The sequence below is a fragment of the Enterobacter sp. SA197 genome (assembly GCF_054131575.1).
Window position 1 is genome coordinate 2,563,788 of the sequence record NZ_CP096393.1, and the last position, 13,663, is coordinate 2,577,450.

The 13,663-nt window shown below is 52.8% G+C and carries 9 protein-coding genes; 6 read left to right on the top strand and 3 right to left on the bottom strand.

All coding sequences use genetic code 11. The annotated features are described in order from the left end of the window. Nucleotides 1–53 precede the first annotated feature (53 nt). The 5 genes from M1D91_RS12020 to M1D91_RS12040 all read left to right on the top strand — a co-directional run bounded on the left by M1D91_RS12020 (nucleotide 54) and on the right by M1D91_RS12040 (nucleotide 5,714). The gene (locus M1D91_RS12020) at nucleotides 54–1,250 is read left to right on the top strand and encodes an L-talarate/galactarate dehydratase (protein ID WP_437433888.1); all 1,197 of its coding nucleotides are present in this window, start codon (nucleotides 54–56) and stop codon (nucleotides 1,248–1,250) included. 433 nt (nucleotides 1,251–1,683) lie between these two features. Further along, the gene (locus M1D91_RS12025) at nucleotides 1,684–2,994 is read left to right on the top strand and encodes an MFS transporter (RefSeq protein ID WP_437433930.1); all 1,311 of its coding nucleotides are present in this window, start codon (nucleotides 1,684–1,686) and stop codon (nucleotides 2,992–2,994) included. A 375-nt stretch (nucleotides 2,995–3,369) separates the two neighbouring features. Continuing rightward, nucleotides 3,370–4,866: an L-asparagine permease gene (gene ansP, locus M1D91_RS12030; RefSeq protein WP_437433887.1), complete on the top strand. Its 1,497-nt coding sequence runs from the start codon at nucleotides 3,370–3,372 to the stop codon at nucleotides 4,864–4,866. Nucleotides 4,867–5,035: 169 nt separating this feature from the next. Next, nucleotides 5,036–5,374: a type II toxin-antitoxin system RelE/ParE family toxin gene (locus M1D91_RS12035; protein ID WP_437433886.1), complete on the top strand. Its 339-nt coding sequence runs from the start codon at nucleotides 5,036–5,038 to the stop codon at nucleotides 5,372–5,374. After that, nucleotides 5,367–5,714, top strand: a complete 348-nt coding sequence (locus M1D91_RS12040; RefSeq protein ID WP_437433929.1) for a helix-turn-helix domain-containing transcriptional regulator — start codon at nucleotides 5,367–5,369, stop codon at nucleotides 5,712–5,714. The genes M1D91_RS12035 and M1D91_RS12040 overlap by 8 nt, the downstream gene beginning before the upstream one ends. 60 nt (nucleotides 5,715–5,774) lie before the next feature. Here M1D91_RS12040 and yncE read toward each other — a convergent pair whose 3' ends face one another. Continuing rightward, entirely contained in the window at nucleotides 5,775–6,836 is a 1,062-nt protein-coding gene (gene yncE / locus M1D91_RS12045; RefSeq protein ID WP_437433885.1) for a 7-bladed beta-propeller protein YncE, read from the bottom strand. Nucleotides 6,837–7,093: 257 nt separating this feature from the next. Between yncE and pqqU the strand changes: the two genes are divergently transcribed. Further along, on the top strand, nucleotides 7,094–9,202 hold the full coding sequence (gene pqqU, locus M1D91_RS12050) for a TonB-dependent receptor PqqU (protein WP_437433884.1): 2,109 nt from the start codon (nucleotides 7,094–7,096) through the stop codon (nucleotides 9,200–9,202). 1,585 nt (nucleotides 9,203–10,787) lie between these two features. Here pqqU and M1D91_RS12055 read toward each other — a convergent pair. After that, the gene (locus M1D91_RS12055) at nucleotides 10,788–12,719 is read right to left on the bottom strand and encodes a methyl-accepting chemotaxis protein (RefSeq protein WP_437433476.1); all 1,932 of its coding nucleotides are present in this window, start codon (nucleotides 12,717–12,719) and stop codon (nucleotides 10,788–10,790) included. Between the two features lie 197 nt (nucleotides 12,720–12,916). Then, nucleotides 12,917–13,573 carry a GntR family transcriptional regulator gene (locus M1D91_RS12060; RefSeq protein WP_437433477.1) on the bottom strand — a complete coding sequence of 219 codons (657 nt, stop codon included), beginning with the start codon at nucleotides 13,571–13,573 and terminating at the stop codon, nucleotides 12,917–12,919. Nucleotides 13,574–13,663: the final 90 nt, after the last annotated feature.

Below are 13,663 nucleotides of genomic sequence, written 5' to 3' on the forward strand. Positions count from 1 at the left end.
AATTATAAATGTTAGCGCAAACATTATTCCAGTTTAAGCTACAGGAGTTAATCATGACCGTGAGTGCAAATTCTGATGCCGTTACCTACGCAAAAATGCAGGGTGCAAAAACCGCTGCGGAAACCGGCGACCGTATTGAGTGGGTTAAACTCTCCCTCGCCTTCCTGCCACTGGCGACCCCTGTCAGTGATGCGAAAGTCCTGACCGGACGTCAGAAACCGCTGACCGAAGTCGCGATTATTATTGCCGAAATTCACACGCGTGACGGGTTTGAAGGCGTTGGCTTCAGCTACTCCAAACGCGCCGGCGGCCAGGGAATATACGCTCACGCCAAAGAGATTGCTGACAATCTGCTTGGCGAAGATCCTAACGACATCGATAAGATCTACACCAAACTGTTATGGGCCGGCGCTTCGGTAGGACGTAGCGGTATGGCGGTACAGGCCATCTCCCCTATCGATATCGCGCTCTGGGATATGAAAGCCAAGCGTGCGGGACTGCCGCTGGCAAAACTGCTCGGCGCGCACCGCGATTCGGTTCAGTGCTACAACACCTCCGGTGGCTTCCTGCACACCCCGCTGGACCAGGTGCTGAAGAACGTCGTTATCTCCCGCGAAAACGGCATCGGCGGCATCAAAATCAAAGTTGGCCAGCCGGATACCAAAGAGGATCTGCGTCGCCTGACGGCGGTACGTGAAGCCCTGGGTGACGACTTCCCGCTGATGGTGGATGCGAACCAGCAGTGGGATCGCGAAACGGCCATCCGCATGGGGCGTCAGATGGAGAAATTTAACCTTATCTGGATCGAAGAGCCGCTGGATGCCTACGATGTGGAAGGTCATGCCCAACTGGCGGCAGCACTCGATACCCCAATTGCCACCGGTGAGATGCTGACCAGTTTTCGCGAGCATGAACAGCTGATCCTCGGTAACGCCAGTGACTTCGTTCAGCCGGATGCGCCGCGGGTGGGCGGTATCTCGCCGTTTCTGAAAATTATGGACCTTGCAGCGAAACATGGTCGTAAGCTGGCGCCGCACTTTGCGATGGAAGTGCACCTGCACCTCTCCGCTGCTTACCCCATTGAGCCGTGGCTGGAGCATTTCGAGTGGCTCAACCCGCTGTTTAATGAACAACTGGAGCTGCGCGACGGACGCATGTATGTCTCTGACCGTCATGGGCTCGGCTTTAGTATCAGTGAGCAGGCACGCGCCTGGACTCAGCAAAGCTGTGAGTTTGGCAAACGCCCCTAGTCGTCACAGGCGGGTTAATGTCCCGCCTTTCTTTATTGATGCAGAATTCTGGCGCACCCTGCGCTCCGCTGCTTCGCCATAATGGTTGTACTCCCGACGTAGCAGCGATTTTTATAGTCATCGGCATTCTGGATCCTGTTTTCAGGCATGATGACATCATCAGTAATATTGTATTGATATGCTTTTAACTATTTATTGCGGAAACAAAATGGCATTTGAAATTCATAATAGCGGGAGTAATTATTAATAACGCTGATAAATAACGTTTGAACTTACATGCGACGTTCATTAACTATTGCCAAAGAAAGACAAAAATGAAAAGGATCCAAATATTCATAACGCACCAGGATGGGTGCGAAGGTTATCTCTGAAAGAAAACGTACTTTTCTGTTAATCATTACGACGGGGTGACGCCCCCGCCAAGGAATCGATGATGAGTAATGTTATTAAGCGCACAAACGTGCGCCACGGTATTCTTATTTTCTTATTTCTGGCCACCGTGTTTAATTATGCTGACCGGGCAACGCTTTCAGTGGTTGCCCCCATTATGAGTAAAGAGTTAGGTTTTGACCCCGAAGCGCTGGGACTGGCGTTTTCTGCGTTTGGTATTTCCTACGTCATTATGCAAATTCCGGGTGGCTGGCTGCTGGATAAGTATGGCTCACGTCTGGTGTATGGCTGTGCGCTGATCGGCTGGTCAATCGTCACCATGTTTCAGGGCACGATCTACCTGTTCGCCAGCCCTCTTATTGTGCTGGTGATTTTACGCCTGCTGATGGGGGCCATAGAAGCCCCGGCGTTTCCGGCCAATAGTCGCTTAAGCGTGCAGTGGTTCCCGAATAAGGAGCGCGGATTCGTTACGGCGGTCTACCAGGCAGCACAATATATTTCGCTCGGTATTGTCACGCCGTTAATGACGCTGATTCTGCATAATATGAGCTGGCATTATGTTTTCTATTATATTGGCGCCATTGGTGTGGTTCTTGGCATCGTCTGGCTGGCAAAAATCCGCGATCCACTGCAACACAAAAAAATTAACCAACAGGAACTGGATTATATTCGTGAAGGCGGGGGCGAACCATCGCTGGGCAGTGCCACGAAGAAAGAGAAAATCACACTCTCGCAAATTAAGAGCGTGTGCGTCAATCGCATGATGATCGGTGTATATATCGGCCAGTTCTGCGTAACCTCTATTACCTGGTTCTTCCTGACCTGGTTCCCCACCTATTTATACCAGGCAAAAGGCATGTCTATCCTGAAAGTTGGCTTTATTGCCAGTATTCCCGCCATCGCCGGATTTATTGGCGGCCTGATGGGAGGCGTATTCTCTGACTGGTTATTAAAACGTGGTTATAGCCTAACGACCGCGCGAAAATTTCCGGTTATCTGCGGCATGTTACTCTCCTGCGTTATCGTAGTGGCCAATTATACCCGATCTGAAGTAGTGGTCATTGCCGCCATGAGCCTCGCTTTCTTTGCCAAAGGGTTTGGTAATTTAGGCTGGTGTGTGCTGAGCGATACCTCACCAAAAGAAGTACTGGGTGTTGCCGGTGGCGTCTTTAACATGTGCGGTAATCTGGCGAGCATCATTACGCCGCTGGTAATTGGGTTCATCCTTTCCAGTACCCAGTCGTTTGATTACGCTATTTTGTACGTCGGCTCTATGGGGTTAATCGGCCTGTTCTCCTACCTGTTTATTGTGGGTTCCCTGGAACGCATACAGCTCACCCGACCTGGGGTCTGAGCATAAAAACGCGGCTTCGCCATGCGGGCCGCGTTTCAGTAAACCTTTCAGAACCCCTGGCACAAGTGCTGCGCCTTCCCGCCCCTGTTTTTGGCGGCATATGCGTTAATTGTGCCGCCAGTTGCCTCCTGCGGAATCGGTTAACCTACTGACTGCTGCTGACTTCACAAATTCCACTAATCAGGTGCAGTTTTTCCGCTTGTATCTTTTGCGTCGGTAAAAAATTGCGGGTAGGATGCTGCGCCATGTTTTGTCTTATTCATACGCAGAATGATTGAAAAGGCAGGACACTTTCCCGGCGGAGCAAACGTTTGGTTTTAGTTCTGTCGGGGGTGAGGAATTCCCAAAAGGTTCAGACAGGTCAACAGGTACATAATGAAAAAAACCGAGCATAACGCGGCCGAGCATCAGGCCGCGAAACGACGTTGGTTAAACTCTCATGAAGAGGGGTACAACAAAGCAATGGGTAACCGCCAGGTGCAGATGATTGCCATTGGTGGTGCGATTGGTACTGGCTTATTTTTAGGCGCGGGTGCGCGTCTGCAGATGGCAGGGCCGTCACTGGCTATCGTCTATCTGGTCTGCGGTATCTTCTCCTTCTTTATTTTACGCGCACTGGGCGAACTGGTTTTACACCGCCCTTCGAGTGGCAGCTTCGTCTCCTACGCCCGTGAGTTTCTGGGTGAGAAAGCCGCCTACGTTGCAGGCTGGATGTATTTCGTCAACTGGGCGATGACCGGTATCGTCGATATCACCGCCGTTGCGTTATATATGCATTACTGGGGCGCGTTTGGCGATGTGCCACAGTGGGTCTTTGCACTGGGTGCGCTGGCGATAGTTGGCACCATGAACATGATTGGCGTGAAGTGGTTTGCCGAGATGGAGTTCTGGTTCGCCCTGGTGAAAGTGCTGGCAATTGTCGCCTTCCTGGTGGTCGGGACAATTTTCCTCGGCTCCGGAAAACCGCTGGATGGCAATGCGACCGGCTTCCATTTGATAACCGATAACGGTGGCTTCTTCCCGCACGGCCTCCTGCCAGCGCTGGTGCTTATCCAGGGGGTGGTCTTCGCTTTTGCGTCTATCGAATTTGTCGGTACGGCTGCGGGCGAGTGTAAAGACCCGGAGAAAACCGTGCCGAAAGCGATTAACAGCGTTATCTGGCGTATCGGCCTTTTCTACGTCGGCTCCGTTGTGTTGCTGGTCCTGCTGCTGCCGTGGATGGCTTACCAGCCAGGCCAGAGCCCGTTTGTGACCTTCTTCTCAAAGCTTGGTGTGCCTTATATGGGCGATGTGATGAACATCGTCGTTCTGACCGCTGCGCTCTCCAGTCTGAACTCCGGCCTTTACTGCACCGGACGTATCCTGCGCTCGATGTCGATGGGCGGTTCTGCACCGAAGTTCATGTCCAAAATGAGCAAACAGCACGTGCCCTATGCAGGCATTCTTGCCACCCTGGCGGTCTACGTGGTGGGCGTGTTCCTGAACTATCTGGTGCCTGCTCAGGTGTTTGAAATTGTGCTGAACCAGGCGTCCGTCGGCATTATTGCCTCCTGGGCCTTTATCGTGGTTTGCCAGATGTGCCTGCGTAAAGCCATTAAAGAAGGTCGTGCGGCTGAAGTGAGCTTTAAGATGCCGGGGGCGCCGTTCACCTCCTGGTTAACCCTGCTGTTCTTGTTAAGCGTTCTGGTTCTGATGGCGTTCGACTACCCGAACGGCACCCTGACCATTGGATGTCTGCCGGTACTGGCGCTGCTGCTGGTTGCAGGCTGGTTTGGTGTGCGTAAGCGCGTTGCCGCTATCCACAGCACCGCACCGGTTGCGCAGGCGTCCCCTGCCGCTGATGCCACGCTGGTAGAAAAACCCGCAAAATAATCAACTGCGTTTAACGTTACAAAAAAACCAGCCGGGTATGCACCGGCTGGCTTTTTTTTGCCCCGTCCAGGCACTATTCTGATACTCCCCCTAAATGCACCTCAATAGTTTGTCACGCTGTCTTTTATAAGTGACAATAATCCGCTAATCTTCTGCACAGGGCCAGGGAATGCCTTATACAACGGTGCGTTATCAAAAGCGTGACGGAAACATTCCGTACGCGGAATGGATGAGTTTGTTGCAGTGGAAAGATATTCGCGCAGCCGCAAAAATCGATATTTGCATTAACCGGGCGCGGGCAGGAAACTTCGGCGATCATAAGTTTGAACGTGACGGTGTTTGGGCGCTTTGTATTAACTATGGGCCAGGCTATCGCGTCTATTATTCGGTGAGAAATGGCACAATGATTCTTTTACTCGTGGGCGGTGACAAAAAATCGCAGCAGTGCGATTTAAACAATGCCGTTGATTACTTGAGAGACTATGAAGCGAGGAAAAATGATGACTGAGTCTAAGAAAAAGATAAATGAAGCGTCTACATTTCTCCCGTTTGTTGATCATGATGAGGCCATGATTGAAGAGCTTCGGGATAACCCGGCCTATGCAGAAATGTATTTGCAAATGGCCCTTGACGAGATTTATGAGCCGGGAGGGGTACCTGCATTTCTGATTGCTCTTCGTCACGTCATTGAAGCACGAGGAGGGGTTAGCGAAATTTCTCGCAAATCAGGACTCGCTCGCCAACACATTTATCGTGCGCTTTCAGAACATGGCAATCCAACCATAACCACCATCACTGAAATTACCCGTGCCGCAGGGGTCCGACTTGCCTGTTCACATCGTGCCTAAGCGCTTCTCGGTCATTACGAAAGCCAGCCGGGTACCGGCTGGCTTTTTTATAGGTACGGATTAGAGCGCTATACGAATCACGTCATCGGGATCGGTGGCCTCTTTCTCTTTTGTGGAGGCCTGTTTTACGCTGACATACAGCGTTTTACCATCCGGGGAGAGCACCAGGCTGTTCGGGTTGGTTGGCGTGTCGAACGTTTTCACGACCTTATAAGTTTTGCCGTCGATGACGCTCACTTTCCCCGCTTTACGATGGGTCACGTAGGCCTCATTGCGGGTAGGGTTGAACAGCACCGCCAGTGACTCAGGCGCAGCCACTTTCTCCAGCACTTTGCCATCGCGAATATCCACGACCAGCACTTCAGGCTCTTTGGAGTCAGTGATAAAAGCACGATGACCGGCGGTATCCAGGCTGAGGTTCAGATAGAAATGCTCTTTACCATCGTCCTGCAGTTTTTTGCGACTTAACACCTTGTTGGTGGCGGTATCGATAGTCACCAGTTCACCGTCAGCGTTGGTGCTGTAGAGGCGTTTGGCTGACGAATCTACAGCAAGTCCCGTGCTGAAGGTGCCGGTACCGGCAATGGTCGCTTTCAGTTTCATCGACTCCCCGTCGACAACCCAGATAACACTCTCTTTACCGATGCCGGTGATATAAACGGTATTAGTCGTTTCATCTACCGCCAGCTGGCGCGGTTGCAACGGGCGTACCGTGTCGCTGCGTTTACGTTCATCCAGCACCAGGCGGCCTTTTACTTCACCGGTTTTGGCATCAACCGCAGTCAAGGCGCTGTTAATGGTGTTTCCAAACCACAGGGTCTGCGTGCGGTTGTTGATGGTTGCGCCAAAGGGTTTCAGGTCATTGTGAATAATCTGGGTCACTTCCAGCGACACCGGATCCAGACGGTAAACCACGCCACCTTTGTCGAGCTTACGGCTTTGCGAAGTGGCGACCCAGAGCGCATTTTCCTGTTGACTGAAGGCCATTTCGTAAGCGCCTTTACCGACGGCTTTGCGTAGCATCTCATCCGCTGCCTGTGCGCTGAATGCGCCTGCGAACAGTAATGAACCGAGTAACAGAGAACCACTCAGGCGTGGCGAACATAAATGACGTAAAAACATGACGACTCCCTTTGATAAAAATGTATACAGCTGCTTCACATGCTTGCCTGCCGACGACGTCATGGCATCGTCTTGTAACTGAGAATAGTAATCATTATATGTAACAATGTGGAGCATAAATTACCGTTCCTTTACCCTTCTCCTTTTTTCCTACACTTTGTATTAACGTAATGTGCCGTTTAAGTTTTCATATTTTGTTTAAAACATTAACATTACGGACATGTTCCATTTGGTTCGCCCCTCAATCTGGTCTACACATGAACACTTTCGCTCTTTCAAGAATTGCGCTTCTTTTGCCTGTCCTGGCCGCACCTGCCGCCTGGGCTGATGATAACCAGCAGACCATGATCGTCAGCGCCGCGCCAGAAGGGGTATCTGAACTGGATACACCCGCTGCCGTCAGCGTGGTCAACGGCGAGGATATTCGCCACGCCACGCCACAAATCAACCTTTCAGAATCACTGGCGAGCGTGCCGGGATTACAGGTGCAGAACCGGCAGAATTACGCTCAGGATTTGCAGCTCTCGATTCGCGGATTTGGCTCTCGTTCAACTTATGGTGTGCGCGGCATTCGTCTTTATGTTGATGGTATTCCCGCCACCATGCCGGATGGCCAGGGTCAGACATCGAATATCGATCTCAATAGCGTGGACAGCGTTGAAGTCCTGCGCGGCCCCTTCTCTGCCCTCTACGGCAACGCCTCGGGCGGAGTACTCAACGTAAAAACCGAAACCGGCCGTCAGCCGACAACCCTTGAAGCCAGCAGTTATTACGGCAGCTATGGAAGCTGGCGCTATGGCACCAAAGCCACTGGTGTCGTCGGTGACGGTACGCAACCGGGTGATGTGGATTACACGGTTTCCACCACCCGCTTTATTACCCACGGCTACCGCGATCGCAGCGAGGCGCGCAAAAATCTGGCTAACGCCAAACTTGGCGTGCGCATTGATGATGCCAGTAAGCTGACGCTGTTATTCAATAGCGTGGACATTAAGGCAAACGATCCGGGTGGGTTGACCCGTGATGAGTGGCGCGATAACCCCCGCCAGTCACCCCGCGCCGAACAGTACAATACGCGGAAAACAGTAAAACAGACCCAGGCAGGATTGCGTTACGACAGGCAGTTTAGTGAGAAGGATGATGTCAGCGTTACGATGTATGCCGGCGAGCGTGAAACCACGCAGTTCCAGTCCATCCCCCGCGCGCCACAGCTGAATCCGACACACGCTGGTGGCGTGATTGATCTGACGCGTCACTATCAGGGCATTGACAGCCGCTGGACGCATCGCGGTGAACTGGTTGTCCCGGTAACGGTGACCGGTGGCCTGAACTATGAAAACATGAGTGAAGCGCGTAAAGGCTACGAGAACTTTGTGATGGTCAACGGCGCGCCGGATTATGGTCGTGAAGGCAATCAACGCCGTAATGAGCGCAATCTGATGTGGAACCTGGATCCTTATCTGCAGACCAGCTGGCAGCTTACCGGGAAGCTCTCTCTCGATGCCGGTGTGCGCTACAGCAATGTCTGGTTTGATTCAAACGATCACTACGTTACCGCACGCAACGGCGATGACAGCGGCGAAGCAAACTATCACAAATGGCTGCCTGCGGGCTCGTTGAAATACGCGGTCACCGACGCCTGGAATCTCTATGCCGCTGCGGGACGTGGTTTTGAAACCCCAACCATCAATGAGCTCTCCTACCGTTCCGATGGTCAGAGCGGGCTGAACTTTGGTCTTAAACCAGCCACCAGTGATACGGTAGAGATAGGCAGTAAAACGCGCCTTGGTAATGGCTTACTCAGCGCCGCGCTGTTCCGTACTGATACCGACAACGAGCTGGTGACGGATACCAGCAGCGGTGGACGTACCACTTATAAAAACGCTGGTAAAACCCGTCGTCAGGGGGCGGAGCTGTCGCTGGATCAGCAGTTCGCCGGGAACTGGCGGGCCAAAGCTGCCTGGACCTATCTTGACGCCACCTATCGCAGCGATGATGTCTGTGGCAACGGCGACTGTAACGGTAATCGTATCCCCGGCATTGCCCGCAATATGGGGTTTGCTTCATTAGGCTACGTACCTGAAGAAGGCTGGTATGCAGGTGCGGATATTCGGTATCTGAGCAATATCGCAGCTGACGATGAAAACAGCGCCGTAGCCCCCTCCTGGACCGTGGTCGGTCTGAACACCGGCTATAAATTCAACTACGGTAACTGGGGCATGGATCTGTTTGGCCGTGTCGATAACCTGTTCGATCGCGAATACGTCGGCTCGGTTATCGTGAATGAGTCGAACGGCCGTTATTACGAACCGGCGCCTGGAAGGAATTATGGAGTTGGGCTGTCGGTAGCCTATCGGTTTGAGTGATGACGGTCAGTGGTTGTCGAGGTATGGGTAACTTTTGACCGGGTAAAAGGGTTCCACTCACCTTGCGTGTGGTCTGCTTCTGATGCCTGTTCACACGTGAATAGCGTTGTGATGAACAGGAATATGCCAGGAAGGCGGAGTGTCCCGTTCACTTTACGTGCCGTGTGCCTCTGATGCCACTCCACACGCGAACAGCATGGCGGTGAATAGCATATGTGATGCAGGCGGAGAGTTCCGTTCACTTTACGTGCCGTGTGCCTCTGATGCCGCTCCACACGTGAACAGCATGGTGGTGAACAGGAATATGTAACGCAGGCGGAGTGTTCCGTTCACTTTACGTACTGTATTTCTCTGTTGCCGCTCCACCCGTGAACGTGCAAGGGAGGCTCGCCGCCGCCTCCCTTGCAACCCGGGCTCCCGGCAAGGAAAATCGCCGCTTCGTGGCATTATTCGCCCCATCCCTGGGGCTCACCCCTTCGGGGCTGGCGCAGGCGCTATTCAAAATTGCTCCCGGCAATTTGTCGCCTTATGCCGTCTGACTGTCGGGTCGGGGAGCAGCCTGCGTTCCATGCAGGCTATCTCCTCCGCCGGCTTCCCTGCGGGCGGACCCGGTCAGCCGTCAACGCCGCATCGATTTTCATCCGGACCACAACACCCTCGCTGCACGTTACAGTATTAAAAGAAACGTCGGTTTCGCTTTTCTAAAAACGCGACAGCTGTACCTTTTTTCATCAGGCTACTGGCTTGCAGCGAGGGGGTTGAGTCCCCGCTGAAACCGGCGAGCCGGAGGCCGGAAGACAAGGACTGGCCGCCAGGGAGGGCGGACAGAGGTTTGTCGAGCCAGGACGGCGAGTCAAACCGGCCGCAGGCTGAGGGCCGGGAGGTGAGCGCAGTGCGCAGCACCGGTTTCGGTGCGGGGCCGCGGGGATTGCAAAGGGGGCCGCGGTGGCCCCCTTTGCACGTTCACGGGTGACTGTTTCGGCATGTTCTGCAGGTCTGAAGGTGAACGTAACACACCTCAGAGCCACCCATTCCCCTCACCCCGCCCCTCTCCCCAATGGGGCGAGGGAGAAAAGCGAGCCCTTTTCAGGTTCAGCAGGACTGACAGGGAACGTAACACACCTCAGCGCCGCCCGTTCCCCCTCATGCCAGCCCTCTCCTCAATGGGGCGAGGGAGAAAAGCGAGCCCTTTTCAGGTTCAGCAGGACTGGCGGTGAACGTAACATACCTCAGCGCCACCCATTCCCCTCACCCCGGCCCTCTCCCCGGTGGGGCGGAGGGGGAAAAGCGTGCCCCTTTACAGGTTCAGCAGGACTGGCGGTGAACGTAACATACCTCAGCGCCGCCCGTTTCCCCTCACCCCGACCCTCTCCCCAATGGGGCGAGGGGGAAAACCGTGCTCCCTGGCATGTTCAGCAGGTCTGACAGGGAACGTAACACACCTCAGCGCCGCCCGTGTCCCCTCACCCCGACCCTCTCCCCAATGGGGCAAGGGAGAAAAGCGTGCCCCTTTGCAGGTTTAAAGGACGAGCGAGAAAATCGTGCCCGAAGCGCAACACCTTCCCTCGCAAAACTGCAATCTTAATCAGAATGTCGTCCAGCCATCATCCTGACTCTCCGGCGCTTTTGCTCGCGATTGCACCTTTAACGCCGGTCGCAGTAGCGGCTGCGCAGACGTAGCCTGCTCGCCCCCCGCTTCAAGCCGGAAGGTTGCCACCAGTTGCTCCAGAAGGCGCGCCTGCTCTTCAAGCGATCCTGCCGCGGTTGAAGACTCACTCACCAACGATGCATTCTGCTGCGTGGTACTGTCGAGCTCGCTAACCGCACGCGCTATCTGCTCAATACCCCTGCTCTGTTCTTCAGAGGCCGAAGAGATCTCACCCATAATATCGTTGACACGAGTAACGGACTGAACCACCTCATCCATCGTCGCCCCGGCTTTGACCACCAGGTCACTGCCTTTAGTGATACGCGATACGGATTCACTGATTAAGTGTTCGATGTCTTTTGCAGCCTGCGAACTGCGTTGAGACAGGTTGCGCACTTCGCTGGCGACCACGGCGAATCCGCGCCCCTGTTCACCGGCACGGGCAGCTTCAACGGCCGCATTCAGGGCGAGAATATTGGTCTGGAAAGCGATGCTGTTTATCACGGCGGTGATATCAGCAATTTTGCCGGAACTGGTATTGATATCGCTCATGGTTTTAACCACTTCGCGCATGACCAGGCCTCCTTCACTTGCCGTGGTTGAGGCCTGTGCGGCAAGGCGGCTGGCGTTACGGGCGTTGTCGGCGTTGTTTTTCACCGTCGCCGTTAACTCTTCCATACTGGCTGCCGTTTCCACCACGGCGGCCGCCTGTTGCTCGGTGCGGGATGACAAATCGGTATTACCTTCCGCAATCTCCGTTGCCGCACGAGAAACTTGCGACACACTGTTACGCACTTCGAAAATCATCTCGCGAAGCTTGCTGTTCATCCTCCCCATCGCGCCGGTCAGTTTACCCAGTTCATCCTGACTATGTGCGGTTATCTGCGAACTGAGATCGCCGCTTGCGATGCGCTCCGCCAGCGCCAGATTGTGTACAACCGGACGGGTTATCTGGCGGATAATCCACCAGGAGACCACCACGCCAATCATAATCGCAATCAGGCCAATAATGGCCGCGATAGTACTGGAGGTATTAGCCAGCGCGTCATTATGCGTTTTAACCAGGCCCAGCAGCTGCTTAATGTCAGCGCTACTTTCATCACCGCCGATTTTGACGTTATCTTCAGCGGCCTTCAGCGCCTGCACCGCGGTAAAGTAATTCACACTTTGTGCGTAATAGTTACGGGTATCTTCCCAGAGTGCGTTTAACGGTGCCTGGATGTCACCCGGTAACTGAGAGGAAAGCGCCTGCACGGAAGCCTGCGTTTCATTAAAGCGGGCGTCCAGCGTACTTCGCGCCTCTTTAGTGGGACTAAAGCGTAGTATCAGCGCCGCATCACGCACGCTACCGATATTAATCAGTTGATCAAAAAGTTGCCCGGAGAGTGCACTGTCTGCCACTGGGGTACGAATAAGGGTTGTGAAACGGGTTTTTTGATCCTGCCCCGCCAGAGCATCAAGAGAGGTGCGCACAGTGTTGAGCGCATTCATGGCCTGCTGCATCTCATTCACGCTGCTCTGAAATTTTGTCAGATGACCATTGAGCGCAGTGAGCCAGTTCTTCTCTTTTTCGGTCCAGCTCATCTCTGCTGCGCTGGACGTTAACTCAGAGGCATGCTTAACATAGCCAGACATTACCTGTCCGGCTTTATCATCCCCATAGAGATACTTAAGCCGATTTATTTTGGCCTGAAAGACTTCAATGTTGACGTTGTAAATGAGATTGGTTTTTTCGTATACGTCACGGATCTCTTTAAATCTGAGCACGCTTAATACGGTCGCAATGGCGACAAGAAAGAGAACGACGCCAAACCCTACCGACAATTTTTTACTGATGGTTATATTGCTCAACCCTTGGCTGAAAGACATCCGGGACTCCTTGCTTTACATCAATGTTAGCGCCTTACTGCGCACAATAACGTTATCGGCATAGGGTTTCGGTTTTTCAGAGAGGAGGCGAAGTTTGTGGCAAAAACGTGATATGAGTGCTCCTCTATGACAAATTATCAGTGAGGAGCATAGGCAGAAGAACGATTTTTAATCTCTTATCTGGTTAACTGACGACGTCAGTGCTTAAACTGCTTACGCAAAATGATAGCGCCATCATCAATAGCACGCCATATCGCTTGTTCGCACGCTTCACCGTCCCGTTTTTTAAGACCGGTTAATAAATCGCCATAGTCATGCCCGCGGGTTAACTCATTTGATGAAGGGTAAAGATAATTAAAGCAGGGTCCAATGCGCACCCATAATTGTTCGATAATAGCCGTTAGCGTTGGCATTTGGGCAGAGTGATATACGGCGAAACGAAACACACGATTAGTTTGTAAAGAAAGTTCAGTATTACCACTTTTGACCGCTTCATGAAAAATATCAGCGAGGCTGCGTAATTCATGGAGTATTCCTGGGGTCATATTCTGGCTGGCAGCGTGCACCGCCATCCCTTCCAGTTTTTTTCGAATAAGGTTAATTTCATTGAAGCGTTCGGCACTGACTTCAGGCACCAAAAATGCTTGTGCCGGCGTTGCATGAAGTGCCCCCGCAGAGACAAGACGGAGTAAAGCTTCTCTGACGGGCGTAATACTCGTGCCCAATTGATCAGCAATTTCCTTAGTAATGAGACGCGCGCCAGGTTTTAACGCACCAATAATAAGCGCACTTTTTAAACTCGCCTCTACCTGTAAAGTAAGGCTTGTTCGTTGCGCTTTTTCCAAGTCAAGCATGTGAGTATCCTGTAAAAAATTCTTATTAGTTATCAAACTGGTAGCGTGTATGGAATCATAATGTCCCTAGGATATGTTATGCAAATGCAT